The sequence below is a fragment of the Extensimonas soli genome (assembly GCF_029211265.1).
Lineage (GTDB): Bacteria > Pseudomonadota > Gammaproteobacteria > Burkholderiales > Burkholderiaceae_C > Extensimonas > Extensimonas soli.
The window spans coordinates 21,325-36,853 of sequence record NZ_JARGEL010000024.1 but is presented as its reverse complement, the minus strand read 5'-3'; the positions used below and the strand labels follow the sequence as shown (position 1 = coordinate 36,853).

The window sequence follows — 15,529 nt, the reverse complement described above, 5'->3', positions numbered from 1 at the left end:
TCCGATTCCAGCGACAAATACGCAACCTGCTGACCCTGGCAGTGCGCCTGTGCCACCATCGCTCGCCCATCTCCCCGTGGCCTTGTTCACCACCGTGATGGGCGTGGCAGGGCTCGCGCTCGCCTGGGCCAAGGCCAGCGCCCTTGCGGGCGCGCCCGCGCTGCCGGGTCTGTGCCTGCGCGGGGTGGCGACGGCGCTGTATGTTTTTCTTTTCGTGCTGTATGCCCTCAAGGCGCTGCGCTACCCCGCGCAGGTGGCGGCCGAGCGCGCGCATCCGGTGCAGGTCAACTTCTTTCCGGCGATCTCCACCGGCATGGTGCTGCTGTCCATCGCCTGGCTGCCCACGCTGCCGGGCCTGGCGCATGTGCTGTGGAGCGTGGGCGCCGCGGCGCACCTGGTACTGACCTTGCTGGCCGTGGGCAGCTGGATTTTTCACCCGCACTACAGCATCCAGCACGCGAGCCCGGCCTGGTTCATCCCGGCCGTGGGCAACATCCTCATGCCCATCGTTGGCATGCAGTGGGCGCCGCCCGACATCAGCTGGTTCTTTTTCAGCATCGGGCTGGTGTTCTGGCTGGTGCTCATGACCATCGTGTTTTACCGCCTGTTCTTCCATGAACCACTGCCGCCGCCCATGCGGCCCACGCTGGCGATCTTGCTCGCGCCGCCCTCGGCGGGGTTTGTCGCCTACATGGCCCTGACAGGGCAGGTCGATGGTTTGGCGCGCGTGCTGTATTCGATGGCGCTGTTCGTCTTTTTGCTGCTCGCAAGCCATGTGCGGCAGTTCGCGCGCCTGCCTTTTTCCACGGCGGCGTGGGGCTACTCGTTTCCGCTCGCGGCTTTCACCATGGCCAGCTTAGAGATGGCGCATCGCAGCGCCTCTGCCTGGTACGCCGTGCTGGCATGGGCTTTGCTGGCACTGCTCAGCGTGGTCGTGTCATGGCTGGCCTGGCTGACGCTGCGCGCCGCAGTGCGCGGGCAGTTTGCCCGACCTCAATGAGCCTGCGCTGGGAACTGTTACAAACTCGCGGGGGACGTCAGTGTTTCCCGCAGCGCGAACTGCAACATAAATTGGTTAGAGTGGCTGCTGAGCCAGCAACTACACACTCAGGAGAATGGAAATGAGTCAGAAAGTCGCATACGTCACCGGCGGCATGGGGGGCATTGGCACCGCCATTTGCCAGCGTTTGCACAGCGAAGGTTTCAAGGTCATCGCGGGCTGCGGCCCCACGCGCGACCATGCCAAATGGCTGGCCGAGCAGCAGGCGCTGGGCTTTACCTTTCATGCGTCCGTGGGCAATGTGAGCAATTGGGATTCCACGGTAGAGGCTTTCGCCCAGACGAAGGCCGAACACGGCAGCATAGACGTGCTCGTGAACAACGCCGGCATCACGCGCGACCGCATGTTCCTCAAGATGACGCGCGAGGACTGGGACGCGGTGATCGAAACCAACCTCAACAGCCTGTTCAACGTGACCAAGCAGGTCGTGGGCGACATGGTGGAAAAAGGCTGGGGCCGCATCATCAACATCAGCAGCGTGAACGGTGAAAAGGGTCAGGCCGGGCAGACCAACTATTCGGCGGCCAAGGCCGGCATGCACGGCTTCACGATGGCGCTGGCGCAGGAGCTGGCCGCCAAGGGCGTGACGGTGAACACCGTGAGCCCGGGCTACATAGGCACCGACATGGTCAAGGCCATCCGCCCCGAGGTGCTCGAAAAAATCGTCGCCACAGTGCCGCTCAAGCGCCTGGGCGAGCCGAGCGAGATTGCCTCCATCGTCGCCTGGCTCGCGTCCGAAGATGGCAGCTATTCGACCGGGGCGGATTTTTCTGTCAACGGCGGCTTGCACATGGGCTGAGAGGCTGAGAGTATTTCGTCCATGGCCGCCTTGCACACCAAAACACCCTCGCTCGTCGTTGCAAATGCTCGCCATAGCCCGAGCTATGGCTGCGCTTTGCGCCTCGATCGGAGGCGTTTTGATGTGCCTTTCGGCCGCGGCCGAAAAACGCTCAGCCTCTGAGCTCGCGCCGCCGTCCTGCCCAACAAAAAACCCCGCGAAAGCGGGGTTTTTTGTGGCCGAGTGAGAGAAAAAGCTGCGAAAACCGGCAGCAGGCAGGCGGTGGCTCAGCAGCCGAACGCCGGCGCACGCTTGCGATCGCGCTCGTCTTCGGGCCAGAGGGTCAGAGGTGCGGTGGTTTGCATGTCAGAAAACTCCTGTGATGTCCTGAAAAACGCCGCAGGTTTGCGTTGCGTTGACAGGGGCAGGAATTTTTTTCGGCCCGCGCCTGGGCCGTGGTCTTCCACGCCCGGCAGGCCTTCAGCCTGTAGCAGCCGTTTCGGCCGCGGCGGCCAGCGCCTCCAGCGCCGCGCCGAGTTCGAGCCAGCGGTCTTCGAGCGCGGCGACTTCATCGCTGCATTCCTTGAGGCGGCGGCCGCAGCTTGCGATGTCGGAGGGCGCGAGCGGCTGCGTGAGGCGTTCCTCGAGCGCGCTTTTCTCGGAGGCGAGTGCGGCCAGGCGCGCATCGATCTGCGCGATCTCGCGCTGGATCGGGCGGGTCTTTTCGGCCAGCTGCTGGCGTGCCTGGGCGCTTTGCCGGCGCGCTTCGCGCTGCGAGAGGGCGGGCGGCACATTCTCAGGAACAAAACCGCCATTTGTGCTTGATGTGCCTGCGTGAGCAGCTACGTTTTCAGTAGATTTTGCCGCGCCGGCTGGTGCGGCCTGCGTGCGCGCCAGCTCGCGCAGGCGGCGGCTTTCTTCAAGCAGGTAGCGCTGGTAGTCGTCGAGGTCGCCGTCGAACGGGCCGACCGCGCCGCGGCCCACGAGCCAGAACTCGTCGCACACGGAGCGCAGCAGCGCGCGGTCGTGGCTCACCAGCATCACCGTGCCGTCGAAGCCGTTGAGCGCGACCGACAGCGCCTCGCGCGTGACCAGGTCGAGGTGGTTGGTCGGCTCGTCGAGCAGCAGCAGGTTGGGGCGCTGCCAGACGATCATGGCCAGCACCAGGCGGGCTTTTTCGCCGCCGCTCATGCTGCCCACGGCCTGCTGCACCATGTCGCCCGAGAAGTTGAAGCTGCCCAGGTAGTTGCGCAGGTCCTGCTCGCGGCTGGGTGCGGGGTTCGTCGGGCCCATTTCGCGCGCCAGGCGCACCATGTGTTCGAGCGGGTTCTCGCCGGGGCGCAGCAGGTCGAGCTCCTGCTGCGCAAAGTAGCCTATGCGCAGGCCTTTGCCCTCGGTGACGCGCCCGGCCAGCGGCGGCATCTGGCGTGCGATGGTTTTCACCAGCGTCGATTTGCCCTGACCGTTCGCGCCCAGAATGCCTATGCGCTGGCCCGCAAGCACCGAGCGGTTCACGTGCTGCAAGATGGTGGTCACCTGCCCGTCTGCGCTGCGGTAGCCGAAGGCCGCATCGCTGAGCGTGAGCATGGGGTTGGGCAGGTTCGGCGGCTCTTTGAATTCGAAGTTGAACTCGGCCTCGGCGAGCACCGGGGCGATTTTTTCCATGCGCTCGAGCGCCTTGACGCGGCTTTGCGCCTGCCGCGCCTTGGTGGCCTTGGCCTTGAAGCGATCGATGAACTTTTGCAGGTGCGCGATTTTGTCCTGCTGGCGCGCATACGCGGACTGCTGCAGCGCGAGCTGCTGCGCGCGCAGTTCCTCGAAGCGGCTGTAGTTGCCGCCGTAGCGCGTGAGCCGGGCCTGCTCCAGGTGCAGCGTGACGGTGGTCACGGCGTCGAGAAACTCGCGGTCGTGGCTGATCACGATCAGCGTGCCGGCGTAGCGCTGCAGCCAGGCTTCGAGCCAGACCAGCGCGTCCAGGTCCAGGTGGTTGGTGGGCTCGTCGAGCAGCAGCAGGTCGCTCGGGCACATCAGTGCGCGCGCCAGCTGCAGGCGCATGCGCCAGCCGCCCGAAAAGCTGCGCACGGGGCGTTCGAGCTCGGCCAGCTGAAAGCCGAGTCCGAGAATCAGCGTCTGTGCACGCGCCACGGCGTCGTGCGCGCCGGCGTCGGCCAGGTCGCTGTGCGCCTGCGCGATGGCCATGCCGTTGCCGGCCTGTTCGGCCTGCTGCAGCGTCTGGTGCAGCTCGGCCAGGCGCGTGTCGCCCTGCAGCACGAATGCGGTGGCCGGTTCGTCGGTTTCGGGCATTTCCTGCGCGACCTGGGCGAGGCGCCAGCCAGGCGGGAAGAAGCATTCGCCGCTGTCTTCGTGCAAGTCGCCGCTGAGCAGCGCAAACAGCGAGGACTTGCCCGCGCCGTTGCGCCCTACGAGGCCCACGCGCTCGCCGGGATGGATGGTGGCGCTCGCGTGGTCGAGCACGAGCTTGCTGCCGCGGCGCAGGCAGATGTCTTTGAGAGTGATCATGCGATGACAGGGGGCGCGAGCAGCGCGTCGCGCGTGAGCAGCAGCACCTGGTCTGCGCCGGCGCTGGTGTCCAACCAGATCGGCTGCAGCTGCGGGAAGGCGGCCTCGAAGTGCGCGCGTTCGTTGCCGATTTCGAGCACGAGTACGCCGTGGCGGCGCAGGTGCGCGGGGGCATCGGCGAGCAGGCGGCGGATGAAATCCATGCCGTCGGTGCCGCCCGCGAGCGCGAGCGCGGGCTCGGCACGGTATTCGGGCGGCAGCTGCGCCATGCTCGCGGCGTTGACGTAGGGCGGGTTGCACAGGATCAAGTCCCACGGGCCGGGCAGTTCGGCGAGCCCGTCCGAGCGCTGGAGCCGGATGCGCTCCTGCAGGCCGTGCTTGGCGACGTTGATGCGCGCGACTTCGAGCGCCTCGGGCGAAATGTCGGCGGCGGTTACGGCGACATCGGGCCAGACCAGCGCCGCGAGCACGGCGAGGCTGCCGTTGCCCGTGCACAAGTCGAGCACCTGGCGCGTGTCGGCACTGAGGAACACATCGAGGCTGCCATCGACCAGCAGCTCGGCAATGAAGCTGCGCGGCACGATCGCGCGCTCGTCGACGTAAAAAGGCACGCCCATGAGCCAGGCCTCGTGCGTGAGGTAGGCGGCGGGCTTGCGCGTGCGTATGCGTGCATCGAAAAGCGTAGCTACTTGCGCAAGCTCGGCGGGCGTAATGGGGCGATTTTCCATGCCATTTTCGGTGCCATCTTCAGCCCCATCGCCGGTGATGGGCGTGTCCAGCGGCAGGCCCAGGCGCCAGAGGATCAGCCAGGCGGCTTCGTCGCGTGCGTTGGTCGTGCCGTGGCCAAAGGCCACGCCCGCGGCCTCGAGCAGGCGCGTGCCGGCGTCGAGCAAGGCGCCCAAGGTTTCGCCCTGCAAGGCGGGCAGGGCAGCGGGGGTGGGGTGGTCGTGCCCGGTGGCGCTCATGCCTGGACTGCCAGGGCCTGCGCGGCGGCCTGGGCTTCGAGCGCTTCGAGCGTGCGGCGGTAGATGTTCTTGAGCGGCTCGATGTCCGCGAGGCACACATGCTCGTCGATCTTGTGAATCGAGGCGTTGGGCGGGCCGAGTTCGATCACCTGCGGGCAGATTTGCGCGATGAAGCGCCCGTCGCTCGTGCCGCCGGTGGTCGAGAGCTCGGTCTCGATACCGGTTTCGGCGCGTATGGCCTGCTGCACGGCGCGCACGAGTTCGCCCACGGGTGTGAGGAAGGGCTGGCCGCCGAGTGTCCAGCGCAGGTCGTATTCGAGCCCGTGGCGGTCGAGCACGGCGTGCACGCGCCGCTGCAGCGCTTCGGCCGTGGACTCGGTGGAAAAGCGGAAGTTGAAATCGACCTCCAGGCGGCCCGGGATGACGTTGGTCGCGCCGGTGCCCGCGTGGATGTTGCTGATCTGCCAGCTCGTGGGCGGGAAAAAGGCGTTGCCCTCGTCCCAGGTGGTGGCGGCGAGCTCGGCGAGGGCGGGCAGCGCCTGGTGGATGGGGTTGCGTGCGAGCTGCGGGTAGGCCACGTGGCCCTGGATGCCGCGCACCGTGAGCTTGCCGCTGAGCGTGCCGCGGCGGCCGTTCTTGATCATGTCGCCGCTGCGCTGCACCGAGGTGGGCTCGCCGACGATGCACCCGTCGAGGCGCTCGCCGCGTGCGCGCAGGCGCTCGACCACGACCTTGGTGCCATCGGCCGAAGGGCCTTCCTCGTCGCTCGTGAGCAAAAAGGCGATGGCCAGGTGCGGCGCGGGCGTGGCGGCGAGGAACTCTTCGACCGCGACGACGAAGGCGGCGATCGAGGTTTTCATGTCGCTCGCGCCGCGCCCGTAGAGCTTGCCGCCGCGCTGCGTGGGCAGGAAGGGATTGCTGCTCCAGTGCTCGAGCGGGCCTGTGGGCACGACGTCGGTATGGCCTGCAAAAACTATGGTTTTGGAAGCTGCTAGCGCAGAGCCATCAAGCGCTACAGGCCTTTTTGCCCATAAATTGCTGACGCGGAACTCGGGCGGGCCGCTGTCCATGCGTTCGCAGACGAAGTCCAGCGGCGCGAGGCGCTGCGCGAGCAATTCGAGGCAGCCCGCGTCTTCGGGCGTGACGGAGGGCCGGGCGATGAGCTGCTCGGCCAGTTGCAGGGTGCGGGACATAAAAAAGAAGAAGCGGGTGCTCAGTCGGGGTGCACGTCGAGCACGATTTCGGTGAACGATGGGGTGTCGTCGGGGGTTTCCTGCACTTCCTTCTGCGCCTTGGCGGATTTTTCCGCGAGCGCGAAATCGTTTTGCAGGCGCCACATGAGGTTGGTGGGCGAGTCGGCGTTGGCCAAGCCTTCGTCGCGCGCGATGCGCCCTTCCTGGATGAGCCGCGCCAGGTCTTCCTCGAAGGTTTGCGAACCCTCGGCCATGGACGACTCCATGGCTTCGCGTATGCCCGAGAAGTTTCCCTGCTCGACCAGTTCGGCCACGAGTTTGGTGTTGAGCATGACCTCGGCCGCGGGCAGGCGCGTGCCTTGCACGGTACGTACCAGGCGCTGCGAGACGATGGCACGCAGTGCCGAGGAGAGGTCGCCGAGCATGGTCGGGCGCACTTCGACGGGGTAGAAGCTCAGGATGCGGTTGAGCGCGTGGTAGCTGTTGTTGCCGTGCAGCGTGGCCAGGCACAGGTGGCCCGACTGCGCGTAGGCAATGGCGGCGGACATGGTTTCACGGTCGCGGATTTCGCCGATCAGGATCACGTCGGGCGCCTGGCGCAGCGCGTTTCTGAGCGCGATTTGCAGCGACTGCGTGTCCGTGCCTACCTCGCGCTGGTTGACGATGGATTTTTTATTCTTGAACTGGTATTCGATCGGGTCTTCCACCGTGAGGATGTGGCCCGAGAGCTCGCTGTTGCGCTTGTCGAGCATGGCCGCGAGCGTGGTGCTCTTGCCTGACCCCGTGGCGCCGACCACCAGCACGAGGCCACGCTTTTGCAAGACCAGATCGCCCAGCACCGGGGGCAGGTGCAGCGCTGCGAGTTCGGGAATTTGCTGCGTGATGAAGCGAATCACAACCGCGCAGGTACCGCGCTGGTGCATCGCGCTGATGCGAAAGCGCCCCACACCGACCAGTGGCACGCCCATGTTGAGCTCGCCGGTTTCGTCGAGCTCTTCCATGCGCTCGGGCGGCACGATCTCGGCCAGCAGGTCGCGTGGTGCGTTGGGCGGCAACATCTGGTTGTTGATCGGCACGCACTCGCCATGGATGCGGATCAGTGCCGGCGCGCCGGCCGAAAGGTACACGTCCGAGGCCTGCTTTTCGCTCATCAGACGCAAAATTCGCTCCATCATGCCCATGGGAGGCTCCTTTCGTGGTGGTTCGCGCAAATCGCAGTGGCTGCAGTGTCGGCTTCAGGCGCGCAGCAGGTCGTTGAGGCTGGTCTTGGCGCGCGTCTGCGCATCGACGCGCTTGACGATGATGGCCGCGTAGAGGCTGTATTTGCCGCCATCCTTGGGCAGGCTGCCGCTGATCACGACCGAGCCTGCGGGCACGCGGCCGTAGCTCACTTCGCCCGTGGCGCGGTCGTAGATCGGCGTGCTCTGGCCGATATAGACGCCCATGGAGATGACGGAGTTTTCTTCGACGACCACGCCCTCGACGATCTCCGAGCGCGCGCCGATGAAGCAGTTGTCCTCGATGATGGTCGGGTTCGCCTGCAGCGGCTCGAGCACGCCGCCCAGGCCCACGCCGCCCGAAAGGTGCACGTTCTTGCCGACCTGCGCGCACGAGCCCACGGTGGCCCAGGTATCGACCATGGTGCCCTCATCGACGTAGGCGCCGATGTTTACGTAAGACGGCATCAGGATCGCGCCCTTGGCGATGAAGCTGCCGCGCCGCGCCACGGCGGGCGGCACCACGCGCACGCCCAGGGCCTGCAGTTCGGCGGCCGAAGCGCCGGCGAATTTGGTGGGCACCTTGTCGTAGAAAGCCAGGTCGCCCGCGCGCATGAGGGCGTTGTCCTTGAGGCGGAAGGACAGCAGCACCGCCTTTTTGATCCACTGGTGCACCGTCCACTGGCCCACGGCCGTGCGCGTGGCCACGCGCAGGCGGCCCGCGTCGAGCTCGGCGATCACGTGCTCGACCGCCTCTTGCACCTCATTGTGGGCACTCGTCGGCGAGAGATTGGCGCGGTTTTCCCACGCGGCGTCTATGGTGGCTTGCAGTTGTTGGGTCATGAAAATCAGGCGGAAGGCTCAGGTGGAATGGGATTGGATGAATTGCACGATGCGCTGGGCGGCCTCCAGGCATTCGCTGGTCTCGGCCACGAGGGCCATGCGCACGCGCTGCGCGCCGGGGTTGCTGCCGGCCACTTCGCGCGCCAGGTAGCTGCCGGGCAGCACCGTCACATTGTATTGAGCCAGCAGTTCACGCGCGAAGGCCGTGTCGCTGAGCCCGAGCGCCGCGGGCACGCCGGCCCACAGGTAAAAGCCCGCGTCGGGCAGGCGCACGTCCATCACCTGCGCGAGCAGCGGCGTCACCTCGGCAAACTTTTGCCGGTACAGCGCGCGGTTTTCTGCCACGTGCTGTTCGTCGCGCCAGGCGGCGATGCTCGCGGCCTGCACGGCCGGCCCCATGGCGCCGCCGTGGTAGGTGCGGTAGAGCAAAAAGGCGCGGATCAGCTCGGCGTCGCCTGCGACGAAACCGCTGCGCAGGCCCGGCACGTTGCTGCGCTTGGACAGGCTCGTGAAGGCCATGAGGTTTTTGAAGCTGCTGCGCCCCAGGCGCGCCGCGGCCTGCAGGCCGCCCAGCGGTGGTTCGCCCTGGAAGTAAATTTCGCTATAGCACTCGTCCGAGGCGATCACGAAGCCGTGGCGCTCGCTCAGGGCAAAGAGCTTTTCCCATTCCGCGAGCGGCATCACGGCGCCCGTGGGGTTGCCAGGCGAGCATACATAGACGAGTTGCGTGCGCCGCCATACGCTCTCGGGCACGCTGTCCCAATCGACGGCAAAGTTGCGCTCGGGCAGGCTGGGCGCGTAATGCGGCGTCGCACCCGCGAGCAGGGCTGCGCCTTCGTAGATTTGGTAAAACGGATTCGGGCAGACCACGATGGGCGCGTCTTCGGGCGCGCCTTTGCTCTTGGAGGCGTTTATCACCGTCTGCGCAAACGCAAACAGCGCCTCGCGCGAGCCGTTCACGGGCAGCACCTGCGTGGCCGGGTCGAGCTGCAGGCCGTAGCGGCGCGCGAGCCAGTCGGTGAACGCAGCGCGCAGGCGCGGCTCGCCGGCCGTGGCGGGGTAGCTCGCCAGGCCGTCCGTGTGTGCGCACAAGGCGTCTTTGATGAACTGCGGGGTGGCGTGGCGCGGCTCGCCTATGCCCAGGCTGATCGGGCGGTGGTTGGGCGCGGGCGTGACATCCGCAAAGAGTTGCTTGAGCCGCTCGAACGGGTAGGGCTGCAGGCGCGAGAGCAGGGGATTCATGGGCGCGGATTATCGCGCGCTGCATGCAGCCTGCTCACGCCGCTCTCTCTGTTCTTTCGCCAGCCCTTCAGGCAGCCGTGTGCGTGAGGATCGCCTGCTCGGCTGCGGCCAGCGCCTGTGCGCGGGCCTCGTCGCCCATGGCCACGCCTTCGGCGCGCACGATGCGGACGTCGGTGATGCCAAAAAAAACCAGCACGGTCTGCAGGTAGCTCTCCTGGTGGTCCATGGCGCGGCCCATGTCGCTGGTCGAATACACGCCGCCACGGCTCGAGGCGATGAGCACCGTTTTGCCTTTGGCCAGCCCTTCGGGGCCGTTGGCTGTGTAGTGGAAGGTGTAGCCCGGCTGCGCGAGGCGGTCTATCCAGGCCTTGAGCTGGCTGGGGATGCCGAAGTTGTACATGGGTGCGCCGAGCACGATGACGTCAGCCGCGAGAAACTGGCGCAGCAGGCGCTCGGTCAGGGCGTTCTCGCGCTTTTGCGCTTCGCTCAGGCCCTCGCTCTGGCCCATGCGCAGCGACATCGCGTCCATGGTGAAGTCGCCCGGCGCTTGCGCCACCAGGTCCAGGTATTCGACCTCGGTGCCAGGGTGACTGGCCTTCCGGGCCGCGACGATTTTTGCGCTGAGCTGGCGCGAGACCGAGGCGGCGCCGGTGACGGCGGAATCTACGTGAAGCAATCGCATGGTGTTCTCCTGAAGTGAAAAAGCAAAAATGGCTTGTGGATATTGTGGGATTCGCTCTAGAAATCGACAAGACGGCAAAAATGCACGGTATCGTTCCATTTTTGGAATGATGGACGCGATCCATGCGACAACTGCCAGACCTCAACGACATGCGCTACTTTGCCGAGGTGGTGGAGCGCGGCAGCTTTGCCGCGGCCGCGCGGGCGCTCGGCATGCCCACGTCCAGCCTGTCCCGCCGTGTGGCCGCGCTCGAGGCGCAACTGGGCCTGCGCCTGCTGCAGCGCAGCACGCGGCGGCTCGCACTCACCGAGGTGGGCGCGGCCTACCTGCGCCATTGCCAGGACTTGCGCGCCGCGGCGCAGGCGGCGGCGGACACCGTGGCCCAGGTGCAGACCACGCCGCGCGGCACCGTGCGTGTGAGCTGCCCGGTGACGCTCGCGCAGACCATGCTGGGCGAGCTCATGCCCGATTTTCTGGCGCGCTACCCCGAGGTGCGCGTGGAAATGCAGGTCAGCAACCGCGTGGTCAACCTGATTGAAGAGGGCTTCGACGTGGCGCTGCGTGTGCGCCCCACGCTCGACGACAGCGGCAGCATGGTGGTCAAGCGGCTCGACGACGCGCGCCAGATCCTCCTCGCGAGCCCGGCGCTGCTCGCGCGCCAGGGCACGCCCGAGACGCTCGAAGCGCTCGCGCAGCTCGACAGCATCGCCATGTCGGCCGTCGATGGGCGCTGCACGCTGCGCTTGATAGGCCCGGGCGGGCGCGAACACAGCCTGCACTATGCGCCGCGCTATGTGGTCGATGACCTGCTCACGCTCAAGCTCGCCGCGCTCGCGGGTGTGGGCATGTGCTGGCTGCCCGACTATCTGTGCGCCGACGAAGTGCGTGCCGGCCGTCTCGTGCGCCTGCTGCCAGACTGGGCGCCGCCGCCGGGCATCGTGCACGCCGTCTTTCCCTCACGCCGCGGCTTGCTGCCCGCGGTGCGCTGTTTTCTGGACTTCCTCGGCGAGACTTTGCCAGGGCGCAGTCGGCCGGCATGAGCGGTGGCGCAAGGTCGAGCCGTGCGGGCCACACAAAAAAAGCCCGGCACGGGGCCGGGCTGTAAAGGATCCCTGAAACGGGGTTTCGAGAGGATCCAAGGAGACAACTGTTGGAGCCTGCTTGAAATCGGGGCGGTGTGCGCGGATTCAAGAGGCTGAGTATCTATCGTAGTCCAGGCTTTGCTCAACGCTTGCGCGGAGCAGCCGATTTGGCGGCGTCGGCGGCTGTCTCAGCCACGGCGCTGATGTTGGCTTGGGCCATGTCAGTGGCTTGCTTGACGGCTTTTTGCATGGACTCGAAAGCGTTCGTGGCGGCAGAGACGGCGCTCTTCATCACGGCCACGGCGGTTTCGGAGCCGGCGGGGGCGTTCTTGGCGGTGCTGTCGATCAGGTTGGTGAAGGCCTTTTGCGCGTCGGCAGTCTGGGCTTCCAGCGCCTTGGTGAATTCCGCGCTCGTGGCAGAGGCGATTTCGTACATCTGGCGGTTGTAGCCGGCGATTTTTTCGGCCAACGGCTGGAGCAGGCTGGCTTGCAGCGTCAACAGTTCCTGCGGGTCCTTGGCGCTCAGCAGCGACTGCAGCTGCGTGCTGGCATCCGTAAGAGCGGCGCGCGAAGTGGACAGGTTGAGTTCCACCATTTTTTCCACACCGTCGAAGGCCTTGTTGGCCAGACCGAAGAGGGTTTCCACGTTGGCTTTGTGGGTGGCCATGACTTGCTCAGGGGTCAGCGACATCTCATATCTCCTAAAAATCCGGTCTTCACGACCAGGGGTTACAGACATCTGCCCTGGTCTGACCTCGCGTCATGTTGCAGTGCAGCATGGGGCGAATTTTAGGGGCTCGGATCGGGATTGCAAGAAGTTTTTGTTGCAGTGCAGCAATTTTTTCCGAATTAGAGAGGTTTTTCAAAAAACCCATCCAATGGGCCGCGGGGGCCTTTTTGGCAGAATCTTCGCCCATGACCGAGCCCGCCACGCCTTCTTCTGCCGCACGGACGACGCCCGAGCCGCGCAGTGCCTACCATGTATTTCGCGCCATTGGCACGCGCTGGATGGACAACGACGTTTACGGGCACGTGAACAACGTCGTCTATTACAGCTGGTTCGATACCGCCGTGAACGCATACCTGATCGAGCAGGGAGTGCTCGACATCGAGCGCGGTACGACCATAGGCCTGGTGGTCGAGACGCAATGCAACTATTTTGCGCCGCTGGCCTTTCCACAGACCGTCGAGGCCGGGTTGCGCGTGGCGCGGCTGGGTGGATCGAGCGTGCGCTACGAGGTCGGCCTGTTTGCCCAAGGCGCGTTGCAGACGGCGGCGGCCGGGCATTTTGTGCACGTCTATGTGGACCGCACGACGCGCCGCCCCGTGCCCTTGCCTGGGCCTTTGCGTGCGGCGCTGCAGCCCTTGCTGCGCGTGTGATTGCTATATAAAAGTAGCATTCAGCGCTTGCTGCATAAGCGCAAAGGCATTTTTTAATATGAATTGATGCTGCCCCGATGGCAGCGCCGCCGACCGTGAACGAGGAGACAAGATGAACCAACGCCGTGGGTGGAGGTGGCCGGCCCGTGCCGTCTATGGCGCCGTTCTGGGAGGCGTTTTGGGCGTCGCGCCGGCCCTCGCATGGGCGGGCGAGCTCCAGGGGGCGAGCCTCTCGCCGCTGTGGGGCCTGCCGTTTGCGGGGATGCTGCTGTCGATCGCATTGCTGCCTTTGCTGGCACCACTGTTTTGGCACCACCACTATGGCAAGGTGGCGGCGGGCTGGGCGCTTGCGTTCCTGCTGCCCTGCGCGGCGGTGTTCGGCCCGAGGGCAGCGACGGCGGCTTTTGCGCATGCGCTGCTGGCCGAATATCTGCCGTTCGTGCTCCTGCTCACGGCCTTGTTTACGGTGGCGGGCGGGATTTATCTGCGTGGCAACCTGCACGGCAGCCCGGCGTTGAACACGGCGCTGCTTGGCACGGGCGCGCTGCTCGCGAGCTGCATGGGTACGACGGGCGCGTCCATGCTGCTGATCCGCCCCTTGATCCGCGCCAATGACAACCGGCGCCACGTCGCGCACGTGGTGGTGTTCTTCATCTTCATCGTCTCGAACGCGGGCGGTGCGCTCACGCCGCTTGGCGATCCGCCGCTGTTTCTGGGTTTTCTGCAGGGCGTGGATTTTTTCTGGACGCTGCGCCACATCTGGGACAAGGCGCTGTTTCTGGTCGGCGCGCTGCTGCTGATTTTTTATGCGCTCGACAGCTGGTTCTACCACCGCCGCGAGGAGCTGCAAGCCACGGACCCCACGCCCGACACGCATGCCTTGGCGCTGGAGGGCAAGGTCAACCTGGTGCTGCTTGCGGCCATCGTGGGGCTGGTGCTGCTTTCGGGCGTCTGGAAGTCGCCCGTGGTGTTCGAGCTCGCTGGCGTACCGCTCGGTCTGCCGGGCCTGGTGCGTGACGGGGGGCTGGTGCTGGTCACGCTGCTGTCGCTGCACACCACGCCCGCGCAGGTGCATGCGGACAACCAGTTCGGCTGGGCGCCCATGCAGGAGGTGGCCAAGCTGTTTGCGGGCATTTTCCTGACCATCGTGCCGGTGATTGCCATGCTCAAGGCGGGCACGCAGGGGCCGTTCGCGGCCATCGTAGGCGCCGTCACGCGCGCCGACGGCACGCCCGATCCGGCCATGTATTTCTGGGCCAGCGGGGCGCTGAGCTCGTTTCTCGACAACGCGCCGACCTACCTGGTGTTTTTCCACACCGCAGGCGGCGACGCGGCCACGCTCATGGGGCCGCTTGCGCCCACGCTCGCGGCGATTTCGGCCGGTGCGGTGTTCATGGGTGCCAATTCGTACATAGGCAACGCACCGAACCTGATGGTCAAGGCCATCGCCGAAGACCGTGGCGTGCGCATGCCGGGGTTTTTCGGCTACATGCTCTGGTCGGGCGGCGTCTTGCTGCCTTTGTTTTTGCTGATGACCTGGATCTGGTTCCTATGACTGCAATGCCAAAACCGCGCATCCTCGTGGCGCGCGCACTCTTTCCCGCAGTGCTCGAGCGCCTTGCGCAGCACTTCGAGGTCGAGGCGAACGTCCATGACGACATCTGGTCGCCCGCCGAATTCGCGGCGCACCTGCGCGACAAGGACGGCGTCCTCACCACGGGCAGCGAGCGCATCGACGCCGCGCTGCTCGCGGCCTGCCCGCGCCTGCGCATCGTCGCAAACATGGCCGTGGGCTACAACAACTTCGACCTCTCGGCCATGGATGCGGCGGGCGTGCAGGGCACGAACGCGCCCGGCGTGCTCACCGAGACCACGGCCGATTTCGGCTTTGCACTGTTGCTGGCGACAGCGCGGCGCGTGACCGAGGGCGAGCGCTACCTGCGCGCGGGACAGTGGCGGCGCTGGTCTTACGACCTGCTCGCGGGCGCCGAGGTGCACGGCAGCACGCTGGGCATCATCGGCATGGGGCGCATAGGCCAGGCCATTGCCCGGCGCGGCGCGCACGGCTTTGGCATGCGCGTGATTTACCACAACCGCTCGCATCTCGCGCCCGAGGTCGAGGCCGCATGCAAGGCGAATTACGTGGGCAAGGAGGAGCTTTTGCGCACGGCCGACCACGTGGTGCTGGTGCTGCCCTACTCGCCCGAGTCGCACCACACCATAGGCGCGCCCGAACTCGCGCTGATGAAGCCCACGGCGACGCTCGTGAACATCGCGCGCGGCGGCATCGTCGATGACGCGGCGCTCGCCGAGGCGCTGCGCACGCGGCGCATCGCTGCCGCAGGGCTGGACGTGTTCGAGGGCGAGCCGCAGGTGCACCCCGGCTTGCTCGAGGTGCCCAACGTGGTGCTGACGCCGCACATCGCCAGCGCCACGCTGCCCACGCGCCTGGCGATGGCGCAGCTCGCGGCGGACAATCTGATTGCGTTCTTTGCCGGGCGCGGGCCGCTCACGCCGGTGAACCAGCCGCGCCCGCGCAACGGTACCATTTTTTCAGTATGAAAAAT

General features: G+C 66.1%; 15 protein-coding genes. 6 read left to right on the top strand and 9 right to left on the bottom strand.

The window, feature by feature from the left end; genetic code table 11:
• The first annotated feature begins 76 nt into the window (after window positions 1–76).
• Together PYV55_RS11005 and phbB are read left to right on the top strand one after the other, a co-directional pair.
• The gene (locus PYV55_RS11005; RefSeq protein WP_275851064.1) at window positions 77–1,000 is read left to right on the top strand and encodes an SLAC1 anion channel family protein; all 924 of its coding nucleotides are present in this window, start codon (window positions 77–79) and stop codon (window positions 998–1,000) included.
• Between the two features lie 121 nt (window positions 1,001–1,121).
• Window positions 1,122–1,859, top strand: coding sequence for an acetoacetyl-CoA reductase (gene phbB, locus PYV55_RS11000; protein ID WP_275851061.1), 738 nt, complete (start codon window positions 1,122–1,124; stop codon window positions 1,857–1,859).
• 459 nt (window positions 1,860–2,318) lie between these two features.
• On the opposite strand, the gene PYV55_RS10995 is transcribed toward phbB, so the two are convergent.
• The 7 genes from PYV55_RS10995 to PYV55_RS10965 all read right to left on the bottom strand — a co-directional run bounded on the left by PYV55_RS10995 (window position 2,319) and on the right by PYV55_RS10965 (window position 10,500).
• Window positions 2,319–4,358 carry an ABC-F family ATP-binding cassette domain-containing protein gene (locus tag PYV55_RS10995; RefSeq protein WP_275851058.1) on the bottom strand — a complete coding sequence of 680 codons (2,040 nt, stop codon included), beginning with the start codon at window positions 4,356–4,358 and terminating at the stop codon, window positions 2,319–2,321.
• A complete protein-coding gene (gene prmB / locus PYV55_RS10990; protein WP_275851054.1) occupies window positions 4,355–5,323 on the bottom strand; it encodes a 50S ribosomal protein L3 N(5)-glutamine methyltransferase in 969 nt (322 codons plus the stop codon). The genes PYV55_RS10995 and prmB overlap by 4 nt, the downstream gene beginning before the upstream one ends.
• Window positions 5,320–6,516, bottom strand: a complete 1,197-nt coding sequence (gene dapE / locus PYV55_RS10985) for a succinyl-diaminopimelate desuccinylase (RefSeq protein WP_275851051.1) — start codon at window positions 6,514–6,516, stop codon at window positions 5,320–5,322. The genes prmB and dapE overlap by 4 nt, the downstream gene beginning before the upstream one ends.
• Before the next feature lie 20 nt (window positions 6,517–6,536).
• Window positions 6,537–7,697: a PilT/PilU family type 4a pilus ATPase gene (locus tag PYV55_RS10980; RefSeq protein WP_275851048.1), complete on the bottom strand. Its 1,161-nt coding sequence runs from the start codon at window positions 7,695–7,697 to the stop codon at window positions 6,537–6,539.
• A gap of 54 nt (window positions 7,698–7,751) precedes the next feature.
• Window positions 7,752–8,576 carry a 2,3,4,5-tetrahydropyridine-2,6-dicarboxylate N-succinyltransferase gene (dapD, locus tag PYV55_RS10975; protein ID WP_275851046.1) on the bottom strand — a complete coding sequence of 275 codons (825 nt, stop codon included), beginning with the start codon at window positions 8,574–8,576 and terminating at the stop codon, window positions 7,752–7,754.
• A gap of 18 nt (window positions 8,577–8,594) precedes the next feature.
• Entirely contained in the window at window positions 8,595–9,818 is a 1,224-nt protein-coding gene (dapC, locus tag PYV55_RS10970; protein WP_275851043.1) for a succinyldiaminopimelate transaminase, read from the bottom strand.
• A 67-nt stretch (window positions 9,819–9,885) separates the two neighbouring features.
• On the bottom strand, window positions 9,886–10,500 hold the full coding sequence (locus PYV55_RS10965) for an FMN-dependent NADH-azoreductase (protein ID WP_275851040.1): 615 nt from the start codon (window positions 10,498–10,500) through the stop codon (window positions 9,886–9,888).
• 131 nt (window positions 10,501–10,631) lie between these two features.
• Between PYV55_RS10965 and PYV55_RS10960 the strand changes: the two genes are divergently transcribed.
• Window positions 10,632–11,540, top strand: a complete 909-nt coding sequence (locus tag PYV55_RS10960) for a LysR family transcriptional regulator (protein WP_275851553.1) — start codon at window positions 10,632–10,634, stop codon at window positions 11,538–11,540.
• A 184-nt stretch (window positions 11,541–11,724) separates the two neighbouring features.
• On the opposite strand, the gene PYV55_RS10955 is transcribed toward PYV55_RS10960, so the two are convergent.
• Both PYV55_RS10955 and PYV55_RS10950 read right to left on the bottom strand, forming a co-directional pair.
• Window positions 11,725–12,273 carry a phasin family protein gene (locus tag PYV55_RS10955; RefSeq protein ID WP_275851037.1) on the bottom strand — a complete coding sequence of 183 codons (549 nt, stop codon included), beginning with the start codon at window positions 12,271–12,273 and terminating at the stop codon, window positions 11,725–11,727.
• A 25-nt stretch (window positions 12,274–12,298) separates the two neighbouring features.
• Window positions 12,299–12,499, bottom strand: coding sequence for a hypothetical protein (locus PYV55_RS10950; protein ID WP_275851035.1), 201 nt, complete (start codon window positions 12,497–12,499; stop codon window positions 12,299–12,301).
• On the opposite strand from PYV55_RS10950, the gene PYV55_RS10945 reads away from it, so the two are divergent.
• From PYV55_RS10945 to PYV55_RS10935, 3 genes are all read left to right on the top strand, one after another.
• Window positions 12,498–12,962, top strand: coding sequence for an acyl-CoA thioesterase (locus PYV55_RS10945; protein ID WP_275851032.1), 465 nt, complete (start codon window positions 12,498–12,500; stop codon window positions 12,960–12,962). The genes PYV55_RS10950 and PYV55_RS10945 overlap by 2 nt on opposite strands.
• A gap of 112 nt (window positions 12,963–13,074) precedes the next feature.
• Window positions 13,075–14,517, top strand: coding sequence for a sodium:proton antiporter (locus tag PYV55_RS10940; protein WP_275851029.1), 1,443 nt, complete (start codon window positions 13,075–13,077; stop codon window positions 14,515–14,517).
• Window positions 14,518–14,522: 5 nt separating this feature from the next.
• Window positions 14,523–15,524 carry a 2-hydroxyacid dehydrogenase gene (locus PYV55_RS10935; protein ID WP_275851551.1) on the top strand — a complete coding sequence of 334 codons (1,002 nt, stop codon included), beginning with the start codon at window positions 14,523–14,525 and terminating at the stop codon, window positions 15,522–15,524.
• Window positions 15,525–15,529 lie beyond the last annotated feature (5 nt).

Coding starts and splice junctions, on each gene's coding strand:
- phbB (WP_275851061.1), top strand. CDS start 1,122: ATGAGTCAGAAAGTCGCATACGTCACCGGCGGCATGGGGGGCATTGGC.
- PYV55_RS10995 (WP_275851058.1), bottom strand. CDS start 4,358: ATGATCACTCTCAAAGACATCTGCCTGCGCCGCGGCAGCAAGCTCGTG.
- prmB (WP_275851054.1), bottom strand. CDS start 5,323: ATGAGCGCCACCGGGCACGACCACCCCACCCCCGCTGCCCTGCCCGCC.
- dapE (WP_275851051.1), bottom strand. CDS start 6,516: ATGTCCCGCACCCTGCAACTGGCCGAGCAGCTCATCGCCCGGCCCTCC.
- PYV55_RS10980 (WP_275851048.1), bottom strand. CDS start 7,697: ATGGGCATGATGGAGCGAATTTTGCGTCTGATGAGCGAAAAGCAGGCC.
- dapD (WP_275851046.1), bottom strand. CDS start 8,576: ATGACCCAACAACTGCAAGCCACCATAGACGCCGCGTGGGAAAACCGC.
- dapC (WP_275851043.1), bottom strand. CDS start 9,818: ATGAATCCCCTGCTCTCGCGCCTGCAGCCCTACCCGTTCGAGCGGCTC.
- PYV55_RS10965 (WP_275851040.1), bottom strand. CDS start 10,500: ATGCGATTGCTTCACGTAGATTCCGCCGTCACCGGCGCCGCCTCGGTC.
- PYV55_RS10955 (WP_275851037.1), bottom strand. CDS start 12,273: ATGTCGCTGACCCCTGAGCAAGTCATGGCCACCCACAAAGCCAACGTG.
- PYV55_RS10945 (WP_275851032.1), top strand. CDS start 12,498: ATGACCGAGCCCGCCACGCCTTCTTCTGCCGCACGGACGACGCCCGAG.
- PYV55_RS10950 (WP_275851035.1), bottom strand. CDS start 12,499: ATGGGCGAAGATTCTGCCAAAAAGGCCCCCGCGGCCCATTGGATGGGT.
- PYV55_RS10940 (WP_275851029.1), top strand. CDS start 13,075: ATGAACCAACGCCGTGGGTGGAGGTGGCCGGCCCGTGCCGTCTATGGC.
- PYV55_RS10935 (WP_275851551.1), top strand. CDS start 14,523: ATGCCAAAACCGCGCATCCTCGTGGCGCGCGCACTCTTTCCCGCAGTG.